This is a genomic window from Phyllobacterium sp. 0TCS1.6A, assembly GCF_026420825.1.
Classification (GTDB): Bacteria; Pseudomonadota; Alphaproteobacteria; order Rhizobiales; family Rhizobiaceae; genus Phyllobacterium.
In genome coordinates this window covers 214,436-237,886 of the sequence record NZ_JAPMAB010000009.1, presented here as the reverse complement: position 1 = coordinate 237,886, position 23,451 = coordinate 214,436, and the positions used below count along the sequence as shown (strand labels likewise).

General features: G+C 61.7%; 27 protein-coding genes. 4 read left to right on the top strand and 23 right to left on the bottom strand.

Annotated elements, in window-relative coordinates; all coding sequences use genetic code 11:
- Positions 1–27: 27 nt before the first annotated feature.
- The 8 genes from OSJ75_RS18870 to OSJ75_RS18835 all read right to left on the bottom strand — a co-directional run bounded on the left by OSJ75_RS18870 (position 28) and on the right by OSJ75_RS18835 (position 7,775).
- Positions 28–1,308: a TRAP transporter large permease gene (locus OSJ75_RS18870; protein ID WP_250020336.1), complete on the bottom strand. Its 1,281-nt coding sequence runs from the start codon at positions 1,306–1,308 to the stop codon at positions 28–30.
- Positions 1,308–1,826 carry a TRAP transporter small permease gene (locus tag OSJ75_RS18865; RefSeq protein ID WP_267229097.1) on the bottom strand — a complete coding sequence of 173 codons (519 nt, stop codon included), beginning with the start codon at positions 1,824–1,826 and terminating at the stop codon, positions 1,308–1,310. Before OSJ75_RS18865 ends, OSJ75_RS18870 begins: the two co-directional genes overlap by 1 nt.
- The gene (locus OSJ75_RS18860) at positions 1,823–2,641 is read right to left on the bottom strand and encodes an Asp/Glu racemase (RefSeq protein ID WP_267229096.1); all 819 of its coding nucleotides are present in this window, start codon (positions 2,639–2,641) and stop codon (positions 1,823–1,825) included. The genes OSJ75_RS18865 and OSJ75_RS18860 overlap by 4 nt, the downstream gene beginning before the upstream one ends.
- Positions 2,638–3,621: a TRAP transporter substrate-binding protein gene (locus tag OSJ75_RS18855; RefSeq protein WP_267229095.1), complete on the bottom strand. Its 984-nt coding sequence runs from the start codon at positions 3,619–3,621 to the stop codon at positions 2,638–2,640. Before OSJ75_RS18855 ends, OSJ75_RS18860 begins: the two co-directional genes overlap by 4 nt.
- A gap of 236 nt (positions 3,622–3,857) precedes the next feature.
- Positions 3,858–5,009, bottom strand: coding sequence for an ABC transporter ATP-binding protein (locus OSJ75_RS18850; RefSeq protein ID WP_267229094.1), 1,152 nt, complete (start codon positions 5,007–5,009; stop codon positions 3,858–3,860).
- Positions 4,993–5,808 (bottom strand): ABC transporter permease, encoded by an 816-nt coding sequence (locus tag OSJ75_RS18845; protein WP_250020341.1) that lies wholly within the window; start codon positions 5,806–5,808, stop codon positions 4,993–4,995. The genes OSJ75_RS18850 and OSJ75_RS18845 overlap by 17 nt, the downstream gene beginning before the upstream one ends.
- 1 nt (position 5,809) lies before the next feature.
- Positions 5,810–6,661, bottom strand: coding sequence for an ABC transporter permease (locus OSJ75_RS18840; RefSeq protein ID WP_267229093.1), 852 nt, complete (start codon positions 6,659–6,661; stop codon positions 5,810–5,812).
- A 70-nt stretch (positions 6,662–6,731) separates the two neighbouring features.
- The gene (locus OSJ75_RS18835) at positions 6,732–7,775 is read right to left on the bottom strand and encodes an ABC transporter substrate-binding protein (protein WP_250020343.1); all 1,044 of its coding nucleotides are present in this window, start codon (positions 7,773–7,775) and stop codon (positions 6,732–6,734) included.
- Positions 7,776–8,115: 340 nt separating this feature from the next.
- Here OSJ75_RS18835 and OSJ75_RS18830 point away from each other — a divergent pair, with 340 nt between their 5' ends.
- A complete protein-coding gene (locus OSJ75_RS18830; RefSeq protein WP_250020344.1) occupies positions 8,116–9,036 on the top strand; it encodes a LysR family transcriptional regulator in 921 nt (306 codons plus the stop codon).
- On the opposite strand, the gene OSJ75_RS18825 is transcribed toward OSJ75_RS18830, so the two are convergent.
- The 3 genes from OSJ75_RS18825 to OSJ75_RS18815 all read right to left on the bottom strand — a co-directional run bounded on the left by OSJ75_RS18825 (position 9,030) and on the right by OSJ75_RS18815 (position 11,608).
- Entirely contained in the window at positions 9,030–9,959 is a 930-nt protein-coding gene (locus OSJ75_RS18825) for a 2-hydroxyacid dehydrogenase (RefSeq protein WP_267229092.1), read from the bottom strand. The two genes, OSJ75_RS18830 and OSJ75_RS18825, sit on opposite strands and share 7 nt — an antisense overlap.
- The gene (locus OSJ75_RS18820; RefSeq protein WP_250020346.1) at positions 9,956–10,414 is read right to left on the bottom strand and encodes a type II 3-dehydroquinate dehydratase; all 459 of its coding nucleotides are present in this window, start codon (positions 10,412–10,414) and stop codon (positions 9,956–9,958) included. Before OSJ75_RS18820 ends, OSJ75_RS18825 begins: the two co-directional genes overlap by 4 nt.
- Before the next feature lie 993 nt (positions 10,415–11,407).
- Positions 11,408–11,608 (bottom strand): KTSC domain-containing protein, encoded by a 201-nt coding sequence (locus OSJ75_RS18815; protein WP_250019708.1) that lies wholly within the window; start codon positions 11,606–11,608, stop codon positions 11,408–11,410.
- A 142-nt stretch (positions 11,609–11,750) separates the two neighbouring features.
- Between OSJ75_RS18815 and OSJ75_RS18810 the strand changes: the two genes are divergently transcribed.
- On the top strand, positions 11,751–12,782 hold the full coding sequence (locus OSJ75_RS18810) for an Ldh family oxidoreductase (protein WP_250019709.1): 1,032 nt from the start codon (positions 11,751–11,753) through the stop codon (positions 12,780–12,782).
- 74 nt (positions 12,783–12,856) lie between these two features.
- Here OSJ75_RS18810 and OSJ75_RS18805 read toward each other — a convergent pair whose 3' ends face one another.
- The 4 genes from OSJ75_RS18805 to OSJ75_RS18790 all read right to left on the bottom strand — a co-directional run bounded on the left by OSJ75_RS18805 (position 12,857) and on the right by OSJ75_RS18790 (position 15,087).
- A complete protein-coding gene (locus tag OSJ75_RS18805) occupies positions 12,857–13,645 on the bottom strand; it encodes an NADPH-dependent F420 reductase (RefSeq protein WP_267229091.1) in 789 nt (262 codons plus the stop codon).
- A gap of 165 nt (positions 13,646–13,810) precedes the next feature.
- Entirely contained in the window at positions 13,811–14,026 is a 216-nt protein-coding gene (locus OSJ75_RS18800; RefSeq protein ID WP_250019711.1) for a hypothetical protein, read from the bottom strand.
- Positions 14,023–14,310: a plasmid mobilization protein gene (locus tag OSJ75_RS22940; RefSeq protein ID WP_416362585.1), complete on the bottom strand. Its 288-nt coding sequence runs from the start codon at positions 14,308–14,310 to the stop codon at positions 14,023–14,025. Before OSJ75_RS22940 ends, OSJ75_RS18800 begins: the two co-directional genes overlap by 4 nt.
- 84 nt (positions 14,311–14,394) lie before the next feature.
- Positions 14,395–15,087, bottom strand: coding sequence for a winged helix-turn-helix transcriptional regulator (locus OSJ75_RS18790; protein ID WP_267229089.1), 693 nt, complete (start codon positions 15,085–15,087; stop codon positions 14,395–14,397).
- A 174-nt stretch (positions 15,088–15,261) separates the two neighbouring features.
- On the opposite strand from OSJ75_RS18790, the gene OSJ75_RS18785 reads away from it, so the two are divergent.
- Positions 15,262–16,431 (top strand): acyl-CoA dehydrogenase family protein, encoded by a 1,170-nt coding sequence (locus tag OSJ75_RS18785; RefSeq protein ID WP_267229088.1) that lies wholly within the window; start codon positions 15,262–15,264, stop codon positions 16,429–16,431.
- Positions 16,432–16,449: 18 nt separating this feature from the next.
- Here the strand turns inward: OSJ75_RS18785 and OSJ75_RS18780 are convergent, their stop codons facing one another.
- The 5 genes from OSJ75_RS18780 to OSJ75_RS18760 form a co-directional block, all read right to left on the bottom strand.
- Positions 16,450–16,923: a DUF6644 family protein gene (locus OSJ75_RS18780; RefSeq protein ID WP_267229105.1), complete on the bottom strand. Its 474-nt coding sequence runs from the start codon at positions 16,921–16,923 to the stop codon at positions 16,450–16,452.
- Positions 16,923–17,306, bottom strand: coding sequence for a DUF6152 family protein (locus OSJ75_RS18775; protein WP_250019715.1), 384 nt, complete (start codon positions 17,304–17,306; stop codon positions 16,923–16,925). Before OSJ75_RS18775 ends, OSJ75_RS18780 begins: the two co-directional genes overlap by 1 nt.
- A gap of 109 nt (positions 17,307–17,415) precedes the next feature.
- Positions 17,416–18,378 carry a CDF family Co(II)/Ni(II) efflux transporter DmeF gene (dmeF, locus tag OSJ75_RS18770; RefSeq protein ID WP_250019716.1) on the bottom strand — a complete coding sequence of 321 codons (963 nt, stop codon included), beginning with the start codon at positions 18,376–18,378 and terminating at the stop codon, positions 17,416–17,418.
- On the bottom strand, positions 18,375–18,653 hold the full coding sequence (locus OSJ75_RS18765; protein WP_250019717.1) for a metal/formaldehyde-sensitive transcriptional repressor: 279 nt from the start codon (positions 18,651–18,653) through the stop codon (positions 18,375–18,377). The genes dmeF and OSJ75_RS18765 overlap by 4 nt, the downstream gene beginning before the upstream one ends.
- A gap of 60 nt (positions 18,654–18,713) precedes the next feature.
- The gene (locus OSJ75_RS18760; protein ID WP_371929613.1) at positions 18,714–19,184 is read right to left on the bottom strand and encodes an Lrp/AsnC family transcriptional regulator; all 471 of its coding nucleotides are present in this window, start codon (positions 19,182–19,184) and stop codon (positions 18,714–18,716) included.
- A 112-nt stretch (positions 19,185–19,296) separates the two neighbouring features.
- Here OSJ75_RS18760 and hppD point away from each other — a divergent pair, with 112 nt between their 5' ends.
- On the top strand, positions 19,297–20,409 hold the full coding sequence (gene hppD / locus OSJ75_RS18755) for a 4-hydroxyphenylpyruvate dioxygenase (RefSeq protein ID WP_267229087.1): 1,113 nt from the start codon (positions 19,297–19,299) through the stop codon (positions 20,407–20,409).
- Here the strand turns inward: hppD and maiA are convergent.
- The 3 genes from maiA to hmgA are packed head-to-tail and all read right to left on the bottom strand — an operon-like array spanning position 20,387 to position 23,387.
- Positions 20,387–21,058, bottom strand: coding sequence for a maleylacetoacetate isomerase (gene maiA, locus OSJ75_RS18750; protein ID WP_267229086.1), 672 nt, complete (start codon positions 21,056–21,058; stop codon positions 20,387–20,389). The two genes, hppD and maiA, sit on opposite strands and share 23 nt — an antisense overlap.
- Positions 21,055–22,074, bottom strand: a complete 1,020-nt coding sequence (locus tag OSJ75_RS18745) for a fumarylacetoacetate hydrolase family protein (RefSeq protein WP_267229085.1) — start codon at positions 22,072–22,074, stop codon at positions 21,055–21,057. The genes maiA and OSJ75_RS18745 overlap by 4 nt, the downstream gene beginning before the upstream one ends.
- Positions 22,071–23,387, bottom strand: a complete 1,317-nt coding sequence (gene hmgA, locus OSJ75_RS18740; protein ID WP_250019722.1) for a homogentisate 1,2-dioxygenase — start codon at positions 23,385–23,387, stop codon at positions 22,071–22,073. Before hmgA ends, OSJ75_RS18745 begins: the two co-directional genes overlap by 4 nt.
- Between the last annotated feature and the right edge of the window lie 64 nt (positions 23,388–23,451).

Sequence of the window (23,451 nt, the reverse complement as noted above, 5' to 3'; positions counted from 1 at the left end):
TGGAGGGTGGCGCGCCATGTCTCTTCCCTATTTCAAGAGGGCCGGAAGCGCCGTCGACAGCACGGGGAACAGCGTCAACAGGATCAGGAACAGGAACAGCGCGACGAGAAACGGCATGTTCGCCTTCGTCACCCGCATGACGTCCTCATTGCCGATCTTCGCCGCCACGAGAAGCGCTATCGCCACCGGCGGCGTCACCTGGCCGATGACGACCGTCGTCACCATCAGCACGCCGAAATGGATGAGATCGACATCCATCGCCATCAGCGACGGCAATAGCACGGGCATTATCATCGGGATCAGCGGATCGAGCACCATGCCCGCGATCAACGCGATCGCGAGAAGTGCGAAGATCTTGAGCGTCGTATTCTCGAACGGGAAGACCGTTTCCAGCCCGTGCGCAAGCGCCGCGGGAACGCCGGCCTGCGAGAGCGCCCAGCCGAGCGCCGTCGAAAAGCCGACGACCATCAGCACTTCGCCGGTGAGGATGCAGGAATCGACGAGGGCACGGCGCAAGTTGGAGAATGTCAGCGTGCGATAGACGACTGCCGCCAGCACCACTGCGTAGGCGACCGCGAAGGCACCTGCCTCGGTGGCAGTGAAAATGCCGAACATCAGGCCGAAGAGGATGAGACCCGGCATGCCGAGCGGCAGGATCGCATGCTTGCCCGTGCGAAGCACCTCTTTCCACTGGAACGTTCCCACGGGCTTCCAGCCATTGCGCCTCGCAAGAATGGAAATGGTGATCATCATCGCCAGCGCCATCAGGAGGCCCGGAATGACGCCGGCCAGGAAAAGTGCGCCGAGCGAGGTGCCGGTGACGGCGGAATAGAGGATCATCGGCGAGCTTGGCGGAATGAGAACGCCGATGCCCGAAGAGGTTGCGGTAACGGCCGCTGCAAACGGACCCGGATAGCCATGGGCCTTGAGCTTCGGGATGGTCACCGAGCCGCTGCCGGCGAGATCGGCGACCGAAGTGCCGATCATGCCGCCGAACATGACGCTGGCGACGACATCGACATGGGCGAGGCCGCCGCGAAGCCAGCCCACCAGGGCGACGCCGAAATCGAAGAGCTTGTCGGCGATCCCCGTGGCGTTCATGATGCCGCCGGCAAGGATGAACAGGGGAAGCGTGATGAGAATGTAGTCGCCGACGCCGCCGAGCGTCTGCTGCGGCAGCGCCAGTTCCCATCCGCCGCTGATCGCGAGGAAAAACAGCACCGAGGCCGCGAGCGATATGACGATCGGCAGCCCGATCAGCACGAGGGCGCAGAGGATGAAGAGCGTGACGGCGGCAAGACCCAGCATCAGTCTTTCCTCCCCTCGATGATGTTGAAGGCAAAGGCGATGCCGAGCCCGGCGCAGGTGGCGAGAATGCCCGAGATGGCGACGGCCTTCGATATGCCGAGGATCGGCGTCCGGTCGGAACCGAAAATGCCGAGATAACGCCAGGCGAGCACGCCGACGATTGCCACGACCGCGATGGAAAATACCGACTGGAAGATCGCAAGCGCGTATCTGGAAGACCCGGTCAGGCGTTGCGTCCAGATCGCGCAGCTGATGAGTTCGTTCTTGAGCGCGGCGATGGTGATGCCAAGTGCGCCAAGCCACATCAGCAGCGCGGTCACGACTTCCTCGGTCCAGGGCAGGGGCTTTGAGAAGAGATAACGTCCGAGCGAGTTGGCAAGCACCAGGCTGACAAGGACGACGAGCAGCATGATGGCGGCGGTCTCGACCAGCCACTGGAACGCGCTGCGGAGCTTCGAGCGACGCGTCACCTCTTGGCTCAGGATTTCGCTGGGGGTCGGTGCGACAGCCTGCGTCATCGTTCACCCCCGTCGCGAGTGTTGCCGCGGGTGCTGCCGTCGAAAAGGCGGCCGTAGCCGGGGCGGGCGCCTGCAACGCCGGCGAGCTCCAGGCAGTGCCAGAACGATGCCTGGTTCGCCGATATCACCGGCTTGCCGAGGCGATCTTCCAGCGCTTCGATGGCGCCCACGGTGCGGAAATTGGTGCAGGAGACGAATATCGCACTGGCATCGGGATGATCGACGGACAGGACATGGTCATAGACCTCTTCAAGCGAGACCTCCGCCAGCGCATGGTCGTCCGATATGCCGAGATGGCCGCTCTTGACGACGGCGTGGCCATTCTCCTCGAGGAAGCGGATGGCCCGCTCGTGGATTTCCGGCAGATAGGGCGTGGCAAGCGCCACCTTGCCGGCGTTTACCTTCTTCAAGGCAGCGAGGGTCGCCGTCGATGCCGTCGTCACCTTGGGGCCCGGCACCCATTGCCTGATCTTGTCGATCAGGGCCCGGTCATAGGCCGTGCCGTGCAGGAACGAAGCGCTGGTGCCGCCGAACAGCAGGACGTCGATGGGCGCGGCTCCGGCCATGCGAGCCGCGGTTTCGAGTTCGGGCGCACCCATCATCTCCTCGATGCCCTGAACCGTCACTTTCGGCAGCTTGATGCGGGCCGTATGGGTCGAGACGCCTTCTGCCGACATCGCCCACATCTCTTCCTCCATCACCACGCTGGAGGCGATGTAGATGAGGCCGATGCGTGCCAGATTGCCCGAGCCGTCATAGCGAAAACGCGGGTAGGCTCCGGCTTTTGCCGGAACCCCGGATGTTGCGACGTTCAACGGAGTGTCTCCTCGACCTTGGCCATGAATTCAGGGGTGACGACTTCCGCGATCTTGCTGCGAACCGGCGCGGCGGCAGACTGGAAGGCGGCGATATCCGGCCTGGTGATGGTCACGCCGGCTTTTTCGAACTCTGCGACAAGGGTAGCGTCGCTCTCATCCGACAGGACACGGGTCTTCTCGACGCCGACCTTGGCGGCCGCCTTGACCTTGGCCTTGAGATCGTCCGAAAGCGCAGCGAAGGCCGCGCCGTTCATGACCAGCGTGATCGGCGTATAAATGTGATTGGTCAGGGAAATATGCGGCTGGGTCTCGAACAGCGAGAATTCCTTGATGACCGAAAGCGGGTTCTCCTGCCCGTCGATGACGCCCTGCTTCAGGCCCATATAGACGTCGCCGAGGGCGAGCGTCGTTGGTGACGCGCCGAGCGTCTCGAAGGCCATGATGCGTGTCGGGCTGTTCGGGGTGCGGATCTTCAGGCCGCCGAGATCCGCCGGTGTATTGATCGCACGCTTGGAATTGCTGACGACGCGCACGCCCAGCTCGCCGAAGGCCAGAACTTCGAGATTGGCCTTTTCCTTCAGCGAGGCGGCCATGATCTGCCCGAGCTCGCCGTCGAGCATTGCACGCGCCTGTTCCTTGCCGGAAAACAGGAAGGGCGTATCGAAGATCGAGAACTTCGCGTCGAGTGCCGCAACGCCATCCGAGCCGAGCGGAATGACTTCCACCGCACCGGCACGGATAAGCTCCGCCAGCGCATTCTCATCCCCGAGCGAGCCGCCATCGGCGAATTCGATGGCGAAGGCGTCGCCGGTCGTGTTCTTGAGTTCGTCCCGGAATGCCGCCAGCATCACATTGGTCGGATCGCCGCTGGTGGTCTCCACCGCCAGCCGCATTTTCGTCTGGGCTGCCGCCAGGTCCGCCGAAAGGACGCTGGCTGCGAGGCCGAAAGCAAAACCTATCTTCTTTATCATGGACATTATGATCACCCTCTTTTCTTGTTATGATCGAATATTCTTGATGAAGTTACAAAATATTCAAGAGGCGAAGCGGCTATATAGTAGGCATTTCGTTGCTTTAATCTGATTATTTTCTGTTCAGATGCCGAATAAGTGGAGCCTATATTGCACGTCAATTCATCACATAGTTCATGTTTATCTCGATTTGGAACTTGAATAGCTTGTAACTGTTCGGTGTAGAGCTCCACTCTATTTAACTATACGTATAAGCCGTCCTGTTTCGGAAAGGCGACGAGATCCGCCGAGACCGGCCGGACGCGGACGACATCGCCGGTTTGCCATTTCGAAGGCGCGAGGGCGGCGGACGACCTGAGCAAGACGGGTTGCGCTGCGTGCTCGCCGAGATCGATGTACAGGTCGACGTGACCGCCCTGGAAGACCTGGGTCCTGACCGTGCCGGCGAGGCTCGGGGCGGCCGGACCCCCATCGCCGTCGACCGGCACAAGGTGTTCGGGCCGGACGAACAGATCGACATCCGCCCCGGCGGCGAGCCCGGCCAGCGGGGCCGCCGGTACCTCCACCGACAGCGATCCGACCGTGACCTGCGCCACGGCGTCGGTCACCGCCGACAGTTTCCCCTTGAGGACGTTGGCGTCGCCGATGAAGGAGGCGACGAAGCGGTCCTGCGGCCGGCGATAGATGTCCTGCGGCGCGGCGATCTGGCGGATGCGCCCCGCCGACATGACGGCGATCCGGTCCGACATCGAGAGCGCTTCACCTTGATCATGCGTCACGAAGATGGTGGTGACGCCGAGGCGCTGCTGGATTTCCTTCAGCTCGATCTGCATGGAGGCGCGCAGGTTCTTGTCGAGCGCCGAAAAGGGCTCGTCGAGCAGCAGCACTTTTGGACGGATCACCAGCGCCCGCGCAAGCGCCACCCGTTGCTGCTGGCCGCCCGAAAGCTGCCGCGGCTTGCGGTCGCCGAAACCGTCGAGCTTGACGAGCGCGAGTGCTTCGTCGACGCGCTTTTTGATTTCGTCGGCGCCGACGCCGCGCGTCTTCAGGCCGTAGGCGATGTTGTTGGCCACCGTCATATGCGGAAACAGCGCGTAATTCTGGAAAACGATGCCGATTTCGCGCTTGTGCGCCGGCGTCTCGGTGACGAGGATGCCGTCGATGAAGATCTCGCCGCCATCGGCATCGAGAAATCCGGCAATCAGGTTGAGAAGCGTGGTCTTGCCGCAGCCGGAGGGGCCGAGCAGGGTCATGAACTCGCCGGGGACGATTTTCAGCCATGCCTCGTGCAGCGCGATCGCTTCGCCGAACCGCTTGGTGACGCCGTCGAGCTGGACCACGGGCTTTTCCGCCGGGAGTGATGTGGGGGTGGCAATATCAGTGCGCGTCAACATTGAGAATTTTTCCAAGACCGAAGAAGAGATTGGCGAGGGTCAGCAGCAGGGCCGTGACGACGATGTAGATCACCGACAGAGCGGCAAGGGTCGGGTCGGCATATTCGCGGACGTAATTGTACATTGCGACCGGCAGGGTCTGGGTCGCCTGGTTGGAGACGAAAAGCGTGGCGGTGAACTCGTTGAAGGACAGGATCGCGGCAAACAGCCAGCCGCTGACCAGCCCCGGCACCAGCAGAGGCAAGGTGACCGTGAACAGGACGCGGCGCGGCGAGGCGCCGAGGCTGCTGGCAGCGAGTTCCAGCCGCCCGTCGAGGTTTTGCAGCGAGATGAAGACGCTGCGCAGCACGAAGGGCAGAACAAGGATGACATGCGCCAGCACCACCAGCGGAAAGCCGCGGCCGACCGTCAACTGGGCCGACAGGATCAGCAGGCCGAGCCCGATGGTGAAATGCGGAATGACCAGCGGCGACAGCAGCACCGCCTCGAGCGTCGATTTGAGCGAGAACGCGTAGCGATGGAGCGCAAGCGCGAAGCCGCTGCCGACGATCAGCGCGATCGTCGAGGCCCATGCGGTGACGATCAACCCGTTCCAGAACCCCTTCTGGAAATCGCCATAGCTGAGCGCGCGGGCAAACCAGCGCCAGGAATAGGATTGCGGCGGAAACGCCAGAATGGCCTTGTCGTTGAAGGCGGTGATGGTGACGACGATCGCCGGCAGCATGACAAAGCCGAGAATGATCGCCACCAGCAATATACCCGCCAGCGCGAGCGGAGATTTGCGCATCGAAAACGGCATCTCACTGTTCTCCCAGGCGTTCGACCGGGCGCATTGCCCGTTTCATCAGGGCGATGACCGCAAAGGTCATCACGAGACCGGCCAGCGACAGGCTCGCGGCAAATGGAAAATTGAAGGAGGCGAAGCCCAGTTGGTAGACGAGGGTCGATACGGTGTTGACCTTGCCGCCGCCGATCAATTGCGGGGTTGCGAACGCACTGAAGGTCCAGGCGAAAGCAGTCGAGAAACCGGCGACGATACCGGGCATGGACAGCGGCAGCGTCACCGTCAGGAAGCAGCGCATCGGACCGGCGCCGAGGCTTTCGGCCGCCTTCTCGTAATTCCTGTCGATATGGGAAAGCCCCGCCGCCAGCATGATGACCATGATCGGCATCGTCACATGCACGAGCGCGGCGACGACGCCCGGCGTGGTGAACATCATCTGCAGCGGACGGTCGATAATGCCGAGCGATTTCAGGACGCTGTTGATGAAGCCATTATTGCCGAGCACGATCATCCAGGAATAGGTGCGCACGACCTCGCCGAGGAAAAGCGGCGTCACCGACGCGATCAGGATGAAGGATTTCAGCGCCTTGCTCCGGACGCGCACCAGCGCATAGGCGACCGGATAGGCGAGGAACAGGGTGAAGGTCGCCGTCAGCAGGCAAAGCAGAATGGTTCCCCAGAAGGCCCAGGCGTAAAGGGGGCGCAGGAGCGCGGTGAAATTTTCGAGCGTCAGCCCGCCTACGTCGAGCGAGCCCGGCACATAGGCCCGCACGCTGTATTGCAGGATGGCTGCCATGGCGGCCGCCAGCCCGAGCGCCACAAGGGCGGCGGGCGAAACGAACCAGCCGATGAATGGCCGTTGCTTCATGTGATATCCTTCGCGCGATACCGCCCGCGCCGTTTCGACGGGCGGGCGATGCCGGGCGCCTCATGCTTCGTTACTGGCCGATCATGTTTTCCGCGAACCACTTGCGCCATTCGGCGGTCTTTTCCGCGCGCAGCTTGTGGTCGATGATCAGCGTCTGGCTTGCCCATTGGTCGGCGGTGGTGAAGATGCCGGGGAGGGCGGCGGTCTCGGGGCTCAGGGTGGCATTGTCGATGACCGGGCTGCCCTTCTTGAGCTCGGCGATCTTGGCCTGCACCGCCGGATCGAGCGCGATGTTCAAGAACTTGTAGGCGAGCTCGCTTTTGGTGGTCCCCTTCATGATGGCCATCGTATCCACACCGAGCACGCCGCCTTCCTTGGGGATGACGATCTCCACCGGCACGCCCTGGTCGCGCATGTAATAGGCGTTCATCGACAGGATAACCTGCACCGGCGTCTCGCCGGTGGCGAAAAGCTGCTGGCTATTGGCGTCATTGGTGTAGAAGGCCTTGTAGTTCGGCTTCAGCGCCTTGAGCTTTTCCTGGCCCTTTTCCCATCCGGCCGCATCGCTGCCTTCGAGTTTCGCGGCAACTGCGATCACATGGCTCGGATCGAAATCAGGCGAGGCGATCATGCCCTTGAGGGCAGGGTTCCACAGACCCTCCCAGCTGTCGAACTTTACGCCCTCGGGCAATTGGTCCGGCAGATAGCCGATCGTGTAGACATAGGCCCAGGCGCCGATATGGTAGGGGCTGATCTTGGCCTGTTCCACCAGATGCGACGCATTCGGCACCTTGGAGAGATCGAGCGTCTCGTACAGGCCGTCATTGGCATAGAGCCAGCCGACATGGGCGGTGGTGAAGGTGATGTCGCTTTCCGGCGTGCCGCCTGCAAGCTTGGCCTGATTGAGCCGGTCCATCGTGCCGCCGGTGACATATTCGACCGGGACGCCGGTTTCCTCGGTGAACTTCTGGCCGATCGCCTCGTCGATCAGGTCGCGGAAGCTGCCGCCCCAGGTGCTGACGACCAGCTTTTCCTGGGCATGGCCGTCGCCGGCCTGTGAAAAAAATGTCAGGGCCGAAATCAATCCGGCCATCAATATGGATGTGCGATACATGCTGTTCCCCTGTTTTTCTTTGGTGAAAGTTGAGTTTCCGGGCATATTCTTCGCACTTCGCCGCTTCTCCCGTCGGCGATGCGCAGTTCCTCCTTTTTCCTCCCGCGACTGGAATCGCCACAACAAGGCTGGCGGCGTAGAAGGCTGCAATGCCGGCAGGCCATGCCTGCATCGGTGCGTCTGTTGCGACGCCCAGCCTCCAGGCCGACATAAACGCCCATTTTGTAACCAATTCCAAGTGCACTCGTTATTTTGCTTCAAAAATAAGCTGGACGGATGATGGTGCACCTCTTAGCATCCGGAAAATATTATTATCTTCTGGTTTGAATAGGCTTTGACTATGAACTTGTCACTTCGTGTCCTGCGCTATGTGGTGGAAACCGCTGATTGCGGCAGCGTCACCGAGGCGGCCCGGAGGCTGAACGTGTCGCAGCCGTCCATATCCACGGCGCTTGCACAGGTGGAAGCCCAGCTTGGCATCCAGATATTCGTCCGCCATCACGCCCGCGGTGTCACCCTGTCGGCGGCCGGGCAGCGATATGTCAATGACGCGCGGCTGCTGCTCAACCACGCCCGCGACTTCGCCAACAGCGCACAGGCGCTCGGCGATGCGTTGCGCGGCGAAATCGTCGTCGGCAGTTTCCCGACGCTGGCGATCCGGTTCATGCCGGCGCTGCTGTCCGGCTTTGCGCAGCGCTATCCCGGAATTTCGGTGAAGCTCGAGGAGGGCGACCAGCAGGAGATGATCGGCCATCTCATCTCGGGGCGCACGGAACTGGCGCTGTCCTATCATTTTGCCGTGCCGGACGAGATTATCGGCGAAAAATTGGCCGATCTGCCGCCTTATGCGCTGGTCTCCGCCAACCATCCGCTTGCCGGCCGCGACGAAATCAGTCTTGCGGAGCTGGCGGGCGACCCGTTCATCCTGCTCGACCTGCCGCATTCGCGCGATTATTTCTTTTCGCTGTTCGCCGCCTGCGGGCTGGAGCCGCAGGTTGCGTTCAGGACGCGTTCTTCCGAGCTTATCCGCGGTCTTGTCGGCCATGGGCAGGGCTATTCGCTGCACAACGTGCTGCCCTGCACGACGATCGGCTATGACGGCAGCAGGATCGCTCTCCTGCCGATCTCCGAACGGCTTCCGCCCGCCACGGTCACCTTTCTGCGCCTGACGCGCCATGGGTCGCGTCCGGCGGTTCAGGCGTTCGCGGACTACCTGCGCGAGGCCTTTTCCAAGGGCGGCATGTTCGGCCTGGTTCAATAGCCGCGTTGCGGATCTATCCGGCTCAGAACGGGCTCCCGGCGTGCGATCCTGCGGACATTCTCGCCGATCTGCCTGGCGGCGGACGAGGGCAGGGCTATCGATGCCAGATGCGGCGTGATCAGGACGTTCTCCATCGCCCAGAGCGGACTGTCTTCCGCAAGCGGTTCCTTGGCGAAGACGTCCAGCGTCGCACCGCCGAGCCAGCCGGATGCCAGCGCCTCGATCAGCGCCGGTTCGTCCACGACGCTGCCGCGCGACACGTTGATGAAGAACGCTCCTTGCTTCATCGAACGGAACATGGCTGCATCGAGGAGATTGTCGGTATCCGGGGTCTTCGGTAGCATGCAGACGACGATGTCGGATCGGGACAGCACGGAGACGAGCGCATCGGCGCCGCTGGAGCAGGAAACGCCTTCGACGTCCTTGCGGGTTCGCGACCAGCCGAGCACGCGATAGCCGTGACGGCTGCATTCCCGGGCGGCCTCGAGCCCGAGTTCCCCAAGCCCCAGCACGCCGACGGTGATGCTGTCCGGATCTTTCGGATGAATGTAATGCCAGCGCCGGTCGCGCTGCGCCTTCTCGAATTGCGGAATGTTGCGGGCGTAGCGGGTGACGGCAAACAGCACGAAGCCCGCCATCATCCGTGCCATGCGCGGATCGGAAAGACGGGTGATGGGAACGTCCGGCAGGTCGTCGCGGCCGACAAGGGCATCGACGCCCGCGCCCAGGTTGACGACGAGTTCGAGCTTGGGAAAATCCTGGAAAAAGCCCTGCGGCGGCTTCCAGACGAGCGCGGAACGCACGCTGTCCGCGTCGGTGATATCCTCGCTGCGGCAAAGCTCGATCCCTTCCGGTTCGAGCGCTGTCCGCCAGGCGTCGAAATCGTCGAGGGCACTATAGAACACCATGCAGGACCGCGTCATTTCGCGCTGCCTTCGCGGATGAGCGTCGCAACGGCCGTAAGCGCAAGTTCGTAGCCAAGCGGCCCCAGGCCGGCGATGACGCCGGTGGCCGCCTTTGACACATAGGAATGATGCCGGAAGGGTTCCCGCTTCCATATATTGCTCATATGGACTTCGATGATCGGGCCGTCATAGGCCAGCAGGGCATCGAGGATCGGGATGGAAGAGTAGGTCAGCCCGGCGGCGTTGATGACCACGCCCTGCGCCGCCTGCCTGGCCTCCTGAATCCAGTCGACGATCTGCCCCTCATGGTTGGACTGGCGAAATTCGAGCTGCAGGCCGAGGGTGGCCGCATGGGCGTGGCACCGTTCGCCGATCGACTGAAAACTCTCGTTTCCGTAGGTCCCCGATTTATCGAGGCCATAAAGGTTGGCATTCGGACCGTTGAGGAAGAAAACTGTGTGTGGGGAAGTCATGCGCTGCTCCTTGATATGAAGCAAACATAGCCAAACCTGCGAAGCGATCTAATAGTATAAATCTATTCATTGGAGCGGACTAGCATATGAACGGCCGCCCGCTTGCCTCGATCATGCCGAGCTTGAAACCTCACGGAACCACCACCCTGCAATCAATCCAATTTCCCTCAGCATGAGGGGTTTTGTTTGATTGCAAAAAGGTTGGGAGCTTGGGTTTGAAGCCTCGCAGAACTAGAACCCTGCAAAACTCTATTTCCCCTCATCCTGAGCTTGTCGAAGGGCGCAACAACGGTGATGCAGTCCCCTTACAGCGCTGCATCGAAATAGTGCGTGCTTCGTGGTTCGGCAGGCTCACCAGGCTCAGCATGAGGGAGGTGGGGGCTCAGCATGAGTGAGGTGGGGTGCAATCCCTTGTGCAGATGCTGGATGCGGAAAACCCTCACCACGCCCGCAAAATCGCGTCTGGTCATTGAAATTGGGGGAGACGGGCGGTCTTCAGCGCGTCAGTAGGTATCAGGGTCGAGGTCCGAAGACCGCCCATGGCGTCTTTGCCCTGCTATCATTGCGTTTGTCAGACGCAACAACCCGGAAAACGAAGCGCCACCTCCGTTTCCTTCTGCAGTTTGCTGAATAATCGGGTTTGTCACTTCCGACCGTCCGGCAACGCCACCCTTTCCCAGCAATCGAAACAGCACCGGAAGCTGCTCCCCCACTGGAAAGGACCTGCACAGAATAACCCGGTTTCAAAGTGGTGGGATAAGTATCGATTTATCCCACCAGGAGGGGCGTGTGTTGCATAAATAAAGTGCGTCCTTCGACAGGCTCAGGATGAGGGAGGTTGATTTGATTGCAGAAAAGCAGGGAGCCATGATCTGAAACCTCGCAGATCTATCCCCCTGCCAAACACCCAATTCCCTCATCCTGAACCCTCATGCTGAGCCTGTCGAACCACGAAGCACGCAACAACGTTGCTGCAATCGCTTTTAAAGCTCCCTAATGAACCTCCTTGAAGGGGTAATGGTCGCGGATGTGATTGTTGAAGAACGAGCCCTTTGACGTTGCCCGCCGGAAGGCGGCATAGACGTCCGACGGCACGCCCTTGTAATCATAGCGTTTGCCGCTCGGCACGAACCACACCGACAATATCCTGTTCTGGTCGTCATAGGCGGTGTTTCTTATGACGCTGGAAGGCATCGCGCTCCCTCCTGATGCTGAATGCCGGTGAAACGCGACGACCGCATTTGAGTTCCGCCCAGTGCCAGACAAGCTTGCATCCATGGCTTGAACAACCGTATTCAGGGGCCTTGCAAGCATAGTAGAATGGGAATCGATATTCATGACTGAGATACGGGTTGATGCAGCCGAACTGTCATTGCGGATCGCCGACAGGCTGAGAAGCGCCGGTGCGTCGGAAGAAAGCGTGGAGGCCACGACGAAGGCGCTGATGCACGCTTCGCTGCTGGGCGTCGACAGTCACGGCGCGCGCCTGGTCGTGCATTATAGCCGCGTGTTGAAGGGCGGCAGGGTCAATCCCACGCCGGAAGTCACGACGCGGCGTACGGGGGCGGCAACTGCCGTGGTCGACGGCGACGATGCGCTCGGCCATCTCACATCCTACAGGGCTGCGGCGCTCGCGGTCGAGATTGCCCGTGAAAGCGGCATCGGCGCGGTGGGCGCGGTGCGTTCGTCGCACCTTGGTGCCGCCGGCGCCTATGCCCGCGCAATAGCCGAGGCCGGAATGATCGGATTTGCCACTACCAACACCGATTCCGTCGTCACCCTGTTCGATGGCGCGAAGCCGTTCCACGGCACCAACCCGCTTGCCTTTGCGGCGCCTGTTCCCGGCGAAAAGCCCTGGCTGCTGGATATGGCGACATCGTCGATCCCGCTCAATCGGGTGTTGCTCTACCGCTCGCTCGGCAAGGAACTGCCGGCTGGCGTGGCGGCGGACGACAAGGGCGAGCCGACGCTCGACGCCGGCGCGGCTGCCATGCTCCTGCCACTCGGCGGCGTCGGCTATGGCTTCAAGGGAGCCGGCCTGGCAGGTGTTGCAACACTGCTTTCCTCAATTCTGATGGGCACGACGCTGGACCCGGATTTCATCCCGATGGTCGGCGGCACGGACATCTCGACGCCGCGCAACATGGGACATTTCTTCCTCGCGATCGATCCGTCGCGTTTTGCCGGCGCGGAGATCTTCGCGGCGGGCATGCGTGCCTATCTCGATCAGCTGCGCGCGGTTCCAAGCGTCGAAGGCGGAAAGGTCATGGCGCCCGGCGACCGGGAATGGCGCGTGGAAGAAGAACGGCTGCGCGACGGCATACCGCTCGATCCGGATACGGCGGAATTCCTCGGCTTCTCAAACTAGCAAGCGCCGGTTGCACACGTCGATCTGCAACACAATCTCATAATGTTGCAGATCGAATAGAGCACGCTGTTGCGTCATCGAAGCGGTGCAAACGAACGGTTCATCGCCACGCGGTCCTCGTGAGTCGCGTCCGGCCCTAGCGTTGCCATCTTGCTTTTGAACACCGGCCATCTCGTGGGTGCCTCACCCTCAACTGCAGCGTCGAGCGCCTTGCGCATGGTGGGGGCGTCGAAGTCGCAGCAATATCCGGGTGTCAGCGGCTGCTGCCTCCAGGATTCGGCGAGTGATCCGCCGTCGACCGGATCGAACCCAACCTCGTTCGTTATTGCCATGGCGATCTTCTTCGCGTCGTCGTCGTCTCCCGCGACCGCCACGGCCAGACGACCGGGTGTACCCTCGGGCTGGCCCAGTTCCGCCAGGGAATACGCAAGGATGTTGTTGAAGGCCTTGATGATGGGGCGACCGATCTGTCTGGAGACCCAGACGCTTTCCACCTCGCCTGCGTCGAGGTCGGCGATCTGCGGGTCACGCAGGCCCGGATAGTAGTTGCTGGTATCGATGACCGGGACGTTGACAGGTAGGTCCTTGAAGAGGTCCCTGGGCAGGTTTTCGATGGCGAGAAGCGGAATTGAAAGGATGACCGCGTCCGCGCCGGAGATCGCGCCCTTCGTGTCCGTCGCAGTGGCTCCGATCTCGTCGGCGAATGGCCTGACGGCGTCGGCTCCCTTCGAGTTCGCCACCCGGACCTCATGTCCCGCTGATGCGAGCTTACGGGCGAGAGTGCTACCGATGTGGCCAATTCCGATAATGCCGATTTTCATGCTGGTGCTCCTGTTGTGCTGCCTACCGCTCTTCTGTTCCATAAGACAGATTATCTGACTTGGATGCCCGACTGGGTGTAAGCGCAAAGTTAAAATGTCCTGTTTCTGCAAAGTAGAAATGTCGCTGTGTCACCTTCTCGGTCATCGCAACGAGATTCGGGAAGCAGATTTTGGGATGGATTTTAATGAGCGAGCGCGAGCTGCCTGCTAACCGCCCTCGCCCGCATCCGGGTTGCGCGCAATTCTCAGGACCGAACCATCAGGCCGGGAAATCTCGATCACGGTTTCGACCCGTACGAGGCGGCGGTCGAAGTCGCGCATGTCGGTGGCCAGCCGGTCCACGGCGTTCGCTACGGACACGACCTTTCCATTCAGCTCGATTGCCGTCTTGAGGCCCGCCAGGATATCCTTGATCGCACTCATGCCGCACGATCCTTGTCCAGCTGCCTGCGTGTCGTCTCTATGCTTGCCAATGCGCGATCAAGCGCCTCGGACGCTTCCAGATTGCTCCGCTGCAACGCCTCGGCAAAATCCGCGAGTTGTGCCAGCGCGGCGATCTCCTCCGGATCGTAATAATCGACCGACCGTCGCACGAATTCTCCCACAGAAATTCCCGCCCGCTTGGCCTTCGATTCCAAAGTCGACTTTTCCGAAACAGTCATAAGGGTGGTCACCCTCTCCGTTGCCGTCTGCTGCACGTGTTCCATGGCTGGTCCTCATGATAATGTCATGCACATGATAATACGTTGATAATGGCAATTCAAGCCCGGGCAATATCAACACGACGATCGCTACTGAACCTGCCTTGGCAGCTTGGCGAATGTGCTCAGCCCGAGCCAGGCCTGGATGGAGCGGGCAAGCGCCGGATCGCCCTCCACGTCGATTTCGCCGAGATCGGTCTCGTGGCCGACGGTGGACAAGCCCATCCAGATCGCCGTCATGGAACGGAGGGAGCTGCGCACCTGAAGGTCGAGTTCATAGCCGGGGTCGAAATTGCACAGGTCCACCTTGCCCTGCTCGACCACCAGCCACCAGCTTCTGTCGTTCGGCGTGAGCTCGCGGTACAGAAACTGTATCGTGCAGCGGCGCTGCGGCAGATGTCTTATGTCGAGGTTGCGCCTCATGTCCCACATCAGCAGCGACGCATCGAGATTCTTCAGCGAAAGCCGCGATTCCATCCATTTCTGCGCCCAGGCGCCAAGCCCGACGATGACGGGGCGGAGTTCCTCGCCGGCTTCGGAGAGATGATATTCGACGACGCCGTTCGGCTTGCGGAGGCTGGTGATGATGGCTGCGCGTTCCAGCTCCTTCAGCCGTTTGGACAGCAAGGCAGGCGACATGCGCGGCACTCCGCGCCGCAACTCGCTGAAACGCGTCGAGCCGCAGAGAAGTTCGCGGACAACCAAAGTTGTCCACCGGCAGCAAAGGATTTCAGATGCCATGGATACGGGGCAAAACTGGCCGTACCCGCCGCGATCTTGCATTCGAGGCCTCCTCCTGCATCGCGCAGCGACAACCATAGTCCAGTTCGGGCCCGGAGCCAATTAGCTCGATCGGGTGCGGTCGCCCTTTCGGGACGCCTGGTACAGTTCCTGAACTGGAAAGCGGACCGGAGCAGGCGCATCATCGGCCCTGGGGGAACAACAAAGGAAAAGAACATGTCCAACCTGTCGAATGTTACAGCCACCGCCAACAAGGCTTCTGTCGAAGAACTGAGCGTGGTGGATATTGCGAAGACGCTTGCACCGGCCATCGCGGCCCGCGCGGGTATGCTCGATGCCGAGGAGCGTTTTGCCGATGAAAACTACGCGCTCCTGAAACAGGCGGGGCTGGTGGAAGCCGCCGTGCCCAGGGAACTCGGCGGCCGCGGCGCGGAAGTTCCGGAACTTGCCGAAATGCTGCGCACCCTGGCGCAGGCATGCGGCTCCACCGCCCTCGCCTTTTCGATGCATACGCACCAGGTGGCGATACCCGCCTGGCGGTGGCGGCACCAGAAGGTGGAGGCGGTTGCGCCGCTGCTGAAGCGGGTTGCGTCCGAGCGCATCATCCTCCTGTCCAGCGGCGGCTCCGACTGGATCGGCGGTTCCGGCACGGCCGAAAAGGTCGAAGGCGGCTATCGCATCAATGCACGCAAGGCCTTCACGTCCGGTGCGGAGGCCGGCACGATCCTGATGACCGGCGCAATCCATGAAGGCGCCGACGGCGCGCGCACGGTGGTGCATTTCGGCGTGCCCATGGCGGCCGCGGAAGTCCGCATCGAAGAGACCTGGCATACGCTCGGGATGCGCGGCACCGCATCGAACGATGTGATCATCGACGGGCTTTTCGTCCCGGATGCGAGTGTCGCCTTCAGCCGGCGGGCCGGGGAATGGCACCCGCTCTTCCAGGTCATCGCGACGATCGCTTTTCCGCTGGTCTATGCCGTCTATCTCGGCGTTGCCGAGCGCGCCCGGGATATCGCTGTCGATCTCGTTCGGAAACGGCCGCCGGCGGACCATCTGCTTTGCCTTGCCGGGCGAATGGATACGGCGCTGAAGGCCGCGCGGATCGCCCATGGCTCGATGCTGGAAGCGGTGGCGCGCAATGCGCCTTCGGCCGAAACCGTCAATGACGTCATGATCGGCCGGACGTTGGTAGCGCGGCATGCGATCGAGACCACCGAACTCGCGATGGAGCTGGCGGGCGGTGCCGGTTTCTACCGGTCGCATGGATTGGAGCGCTGTTTCCGCGATGTGCAGGGCGCGCGCTATCACCCGCTTCAGCCCAGTCAACAGGCGCGCTATGCCGGCGCGATGGCGCTCGGCCAGTCGGTGGCGGAGATATATTAAGCCAGCAGCTGGGTCGGCTCACAGGAAGCCGATCCAGCGCCCGGCGACGACCGCCGATGGCCAGGCGACCAGGGAGATGAGAGCGCCGGTGCGGACCATGATCGGGATTTCGCCATCCCGCATCGCGGCCCGCCAGCCCTTGCCCGCATGGAGCGCCACGGCGTTGATTATTCCAATGGCGAGGATGCAGAGCTTGGCGAGGAAGGCCGGATTTTGCGCGTAGACGACGGGCCGCACGCTGAAAAGCATGAAACCCGTCAATATGGCGCAGGCGGCGCCGACTGCGGCGAAGCCGGCAAGGAACGGCCCGACATGGGTCAGCGGCAGCTGCCGGAACAGGCCGGCAAGTCGCAGGTCCAGCGGCAGGATTGCCCCGAAAAGCACCGATATCGACAGAATATGTGCTGCGTTCACCAGCATGTAGAGCGTGGAATTGCGGGCAAGCGCCAGCGCAGGCGGCGTCTGTCCAAGCCATTCGAGGACGGGCCAGATCATTCCCCGGTCGTTTTAATGCGATCCGGGTACATGTCGTAATTCTTGCCCGAGATGGTGATGCGGACCGCCTTCATCCGTTTCTCGTTCTTGTCCAGGGAGCGGTTGCCGAGAACGTTGACTTCATCCCCGGGCTTGGCGGCGCCTTCGCGGAAGCCGGACCGTTCGGTCTGGCGCGGATTGCCGAGATCGATCTGCCAGCTCTCGCCATTGGCATCCACGGAAAGCGAAGGATGAGGCGGCGCAAACGAGACCGTGCGGATGATGCCGGTCAGCTCGGTCTGCTCGCCTTCCGCCCAGGACCAGCCATGATGGGCCATGGCCGCCGTTGCGGAACACAAGGCCAGAAGTCCGGCGCCCGCAATATGTTTCGCATTGAACATCGTGATCTCCTCCTTGCGGATATGGTCGCAATGGCGATCAAACCACAGCCGGCCGCCCATGCGCGATCACTCTTGAGTGAGGAGCCGGCTTGAGTGGGGAACCGGTCCTTCAGGCCGCGAGGCGTGGTTCGACTTCCACGGTGACGTGGGAGAGATCGTGAATATGGGCAAGCTTGGCGCGATAGGCCGATGGCGGCATCGGATCGTCGCTCAGGAGCGCGACGATGGCACCGTGATGGCCGGGGCCGAGCTGCCAGACGTGCAGGTCGGTGATCCGGTCGCCGTCGCTCTCGATGGCGGCCCGGATCTCGTCAGGCAGATCCTCGCTCGGTGGAATATAGTCGAGCAACACCCGTCCGGCATCGCGAATGAGGTTCCATGACCATCGCGCAATGACGGCGGCGCCCACGAGGCCCATGGCCGGGTCGAGCCAGAGCCAGCCATAGACGCTGCCGGCCAGCAGCGCGACGATGGCGAGGACCGAGGTCAGGGCGTCGGCGAGGACGTGCATGTAGGCGGCGCGCAGATTGTTGTCGCCGCCATGGGCGTGGTGCTCATGATGATCGTGCGCATGATGGTCGTGCCCATGATCATGGCCGTGGTGGTGGTGATCGTCGCGCAGCAGCCAGGCGCAGGCCAGGTTGACCAGCAGGCCGATGACCGCGACGGAAATCGCCTGCGGAAAACTGATCTCGATGGGATTGGAGAGACGCAGCAGGCTCTCCCAGCCGATGAGAAGCGCGATAAGCGCCAGCACGACCGCACTGGCGAAGGCCGCAAGGTCGCCGAGCTTGCCGGTGCCGAAGGTGAAGCGGGGATTTCGCGCATTCCTCCGCGCATAAAGATAGGCCAGCGCCGCGATCAGCAGGGCCGCCGCGTGGGTGGACATATGCCAGCCGTCGGCCACGAGCGCCATGGAGCCGAACATCGTTCCCGCCGCGATCTCGGCGACCATCATCGTCGCCGTCAATGCGATGACGAACCAGGTCCTGCGTTCATTGCGCTCGTGATCGTCGCCAAGAAAGACGTGGCCATGGCCGTGAGCATCGGACGTCGCATCAAGCTGTGTCATTTCAGATATTTCCTCAGGGCTTCTATGAGGTCCGCCGCACCTTGCGAGCGCACCTTGTCCGTTTCGGTATCGGGATCGACCACATGCATCCGAATGTGGTCCTCGACCAGTTCACCCATCAGGCCGTTGATGGCGCCGCGTACCGAAGCGACCAGATTGAGAATCTCGCCGCAGGGAGCTTCCGCCTCCAGCGCGCGCTCGACGGCCTCCATCTGCCCCTTGAGGCGTCGAACCCGCCCCAGCAGCGCGGCCTTGTTCTTTGTCGTATGGCTCATACTATACCCCCCTACCCTATATTTGCATGAAAGGCAACCGTGCCTTGGCGCTTGTCTCCGTCAGAGAGGCAGGCGCCCGTCCTCCTTCAGCGTATCGAGGACAATGGCCGTCTTGACGTTCTGGACGGATTCGTGCGGCAGCAGCACCTCGTTGACGAAGGCCGAAAGCGTCCGCAAGTCCGGCGTCACGACCTTGATGAAGTAGTCCATCTCGCCGGTCAGCGCATGCGCTTCCATGATCTCCGGCAGTTTCGCAACGAGATCGGCGAAACGGCGGGCATTGTCGCGATTATGCGTGGCAAGGGTCACCGAGATGATGTTGACGATGCCAAGACCGAGCTTCTCGCGATCGAGTTCCGCCCGATAGCCGCGAATATAGCCCTCCTCTTCCAGCCGCGTCCTGCGCCGCGAACATTGCGACGCCGAGAGATTGATGCGTTCCGACAATTCATTGTTCGTCAACCGGCCATCCTCCTGCAGCAGGGACAGGATTTTGCGGTCTTGCGTATCCAGATGTTCGATCATTTGCATATACTCGCCAATCCATGCGCGATTCATGCATAATTGTTACTTCCGGCGGGCCAGAATGCAAACACATTGCGACCAGTCTGCGCCATACTCCTCTTGAATATGGAGGAAGAAGATGGGCCCGTTTCCGCATGACGCACCGAAGGCGACCATTGATGCAAACAACCCGGCCGGAACCGATGGGTTCGAGTTCGTCGAATTCGCTCATCCGGAACCGGCAGAGCTGGAAGCGCTCTTCACCAGAATGGGCTATGCCAGGATAGCGCGCCACAAGCGGAAGAAGATCGAGCTTTGGCGCCAGGGCGACATCAACTATCTGATCAATGCCGAGCCCCGGTCCCACGCGATGAAGTTCGTCGGCGAACACGGGCCCTGTGCTCCATCCATGGCCTGGCGGGTCGTCGATGCACGGCATGCCTTCGATCATGCCGTCGCCAGGGGAGCAAAACCCTATGCGGGTGACGACAAGGCGCTGAACGTTCCCGCCATTATCGGCATCGGCGGCTCGCTGCTCTATTTCATCGACAAATACGGCGCGGAGGCTTCCGCCTATGATGACGAATTCGAATGGATCGGCGAACGGAACCCGAGGCCGGAAGGCGTCGGCTTCTATTACCTCGATCACCTGACGCACAATGTCTATCGCGGCAATATGGACAAATGGTGGGCTTTCTACCGCGAATTGTTCGGCTTCAAGCAGATCCACTTCTTCGACATTGCCGGCCGCTTCACCGGCCTGGTCTCCCGGGCCATCACCTCGCCTTGCGGCAAGATCCGCATACCGCTCAACGAATCGACCGACGACAAGAGCCAGATCGAGGAATATCTGCGCAAGTACAAGGGCGAAGGCATCCAGCATATCGCCGTCGGCACGGAAGCGATCTACGATGCCACCGACAGGCTGGCCGCCAATGGGCTGAAATTCATGCCCGGCCCGCCGGAGACCTATTACGAGAAGTCGCATGAACGCGTGAACGGGCATGACGAACCCATCGATCGGATGAGGAAGCACGGCATCCTCATCGATGGCGAAGGTGTCGTCGATGGCGGCATGACCAGGATCCTGCTCCAGATATTCTCCAGGACCGTCATCGGGCCGATCTTCTTCGAATTCATTCAGCGCAAGGGCGATGAGGGCTTCGGCGAAGGCAATTTCAGGGCGCTCTTCGAATCGATCGAGGAGGACCAGATTCGCCGTGGCGTCATCAAGGCCGACGCGGCGGAGTAGTAGCGGCCGGGGGTTTCACATTGTCGGGATGGGCCGCGATGAAGGCGTCAATCGCCATGCAGCGGTCGACGATGGCGCCGATCCGGCCCAGATGGTCGATCTCCACGCCCCACCGCCGCGCATTGTAAACCTGCGGGACGAGGCAGAAATCGGCCATGCCCGGCCTGTCGCCATGGCAGAAGAGACCCGTGCCATACCCGGCGAGCATCGCTTCGAATGCGGTCAGCCCGCCGCCGATGAACGTCCGCATCCATTCAAGCCTTGCCGCCTCGCCATCCGCGGCCAGCCCCATCACATGAACAACGACGCTCATGTTGCAGACCGGGTGGATGTCCATGGCGATGGCATGCGAGAGCGCCCGCACCCTTTGTCGTTCCCAGGGCACATGCGGCAGAAACCCCGCAGCGGGATAGACCTCGTCCAGATATTCGATGATCGCGAGCGACTGCGTCAGAAAGCGCCCATCCATAGCCAGCGTCGGCACTAAGCCCTGCTTGTTGCGTTGGAGGTTCGGCGCTTCCCGGTGCTCGTGGCGCGTCAGGTCCACGGCAACCGTCTCATGTTCCAGCTCGAGCATGTTCAGCGCGATGCGCACGCGGTAGCTCGCCGAGGAGCGCCAGTAATCGTAGAGAACGATATCGTCGCTCATTGCCGCACCGCTCGGCGCACCACCTGCTGCTCTATTGCGCCGAATATGGAATGCCCGGCGCGGTCCCTCATCTCGATGCGCACGATGTCGCCGAAGCGCAGGAAGTTCGTCGTTGCCATTCCGCCGCGTATGGTTTCGATCATGCGCAGTTCGGCGATGCAGGAATAGCCCGCTCCGCCTTCCTCGACGGGGGCGCCCGGCCCTCCATCCTTCTTGTTCGACACCGTGCCCGACCCGATGATGGTGCCGGCGGCCAATGGCCTCGTTCTGGCGGCATGGGCGATGAGGGCCGGAAAATCGAAAGTCATGTCTATCCCGGCATTGGCGCGGCCGAACGGGACCTCATTGACATCGACATGCAGGGGAAGGTGGACCTTGCCGCCATCCCAGGCATCGCCCAACTCGTCCGGTGTCACCGCAACCGGGGAAAACGCCGATGAGGGCTTTGACTGGAAGAAGCCGAAACCCTTGGCGAGCTCGGCCGGAATGAGCCCCCGCAGGCTGACGTCATTCACCAGCATGACCAGCCGGATCGATGCGCGGGCGTCGTCGATGGAGATACCGGCGGGGACATCGCCGACGATGACCGCCACCTCCCCCTCCATGTCGAGCCCGTGGGCCTCGTCCGCGAGCGGGATCGGTTCGCGGGGTGCGAGGAAACTGTCGGAGCCTCCCTGATAGATCAAGGGATCGGACCAGAACGATGCCGGCAGCTCGGCTCCCCTCGCCCGCCGCACCAGCTCCACATGATTGACATAGGCGGAGCCATCCGCCCATTGATAGGCGCGCGGCAGCGGCGACAGCGCGGAATGTTCGTGAAAACGCTCCATCGGCACCGCATTGTTGCGCAGGCTCTCCGCCAATTGCTGCAATTTCGGGGCGAGGCTGCTCCATTCGTCGAGCGCGGCCTGCAGGTTCGGTGCGATGTGCGACGCGTCGGTGCAATAAGCGAGGTCCGCCGCAACAACGACCAGACGTCCGTCGCGCGTGCCATCCTTGAGCGATGCGAGCTTCATTCGGACCAGTCTCCCTCGGGCGTGCCGTTGAAACGCTTCTTCAGGTCCTTCCAGCAATCGGCATAATCGTCCTGCCGCGAGCCGAGTTCGGCCGCGAAACGCGTCAGATGCTGCGGAAACCGGGTTTCGAACATGAATGCCATCGTATCCTTCAGTCGCTGCGGCTGGAGATCGGCGCGGGTGGCCTTTTCAAAGCCCATGGCATCCGGCCCATGCGCGAGCATCATGTTGTGCAGGCTCATGCCGCCCGGAACAAAGCCGCGCTCCTTGGCATCATACTGGCCGTAGATAAGTCCCATGAATTCCGACATGACGTTGCGATGATACCAGGGCGGGCGGAAACTGTGTTCCGCCACCAGCCAGCGGGGCGGAAAGATGACGAAATCGACATTCGCCGTCCCCTCCTCGCCGGATGGCGCAGTCAGTACAGTGAAGATCGACGGATCGGGATGATCGAACAGGATCGCGCCGACCGGAGAGAAATGGCGCAGGTCGTATTTGTAGGGCGCATAATTTCCGTGCCAGGCCACGACGTCGAGCGGCGAATGGTCCAGCACCGTCTCGTAGAAATTCCCGCACCATTTCACATGCAGCCGGCAGGGTGTCTCCTTCTCCTCGAAGGCGGCGACCGGCGTCTTGAAATCGCGCGGATTGGCGAGGCAATTGGCGCCGATCGGTCCACGATCGGGCAAGGTGAACTTCGCGCCATAGTTTTCGCATATATAGCCGCGCGCCTCGCCATCGGGCAGCGCGACCTTGAACATCATGCCGCGCGGTATCACGCAGATTTCCGACGGTTCGATCTCGATGCGGCCCATCTCCGTGAAGACATGGAGCCTGCCCTTCTCCGGCACCAGCAGCAATTCGCCATCCGCATCGAAGAAATAGTCGTCCTCCATGTCCTGATTGGCGGTATAGACGTGGGCGGCCATGCCGGTCTGGCCGTGGACATCGCCCGCCGTCGTGATCGTGCGGATGGCGGCGAGGAAGTCGGTCGGCTGCCCGGGCATCGGCGTCGGGTCCCAGCGCAGCTGCCCGATGGGAAGCTCGTGATCGTTCAGGTTGGGAGCGGTTTTCCATGTGTTCCGCTCCCGGCGCCGGAAGCGGCCGCTATGCTTGACGGATGGCCTGATCCGGTAAAGCCAGGACCGCTCGTTGATGCCGCGCGGGGCGGTGAAGGGCGATCCGGACAATTGCTCCGCGTAAAGCCCATAGGCGCAGCGCTGCGGCGAGTTCTGCCCCTGCGGCAGGGCACCCGGAAGGGACTCCGTTTCGAAGTCGTTGCCGAAACCCGGCATGTAGGAAAGGTTCATTGTAGCTCCTCCCGCTGAAACTGGTTACATTTGCGACTATTATTTTGTAACCATCAACAGGAAG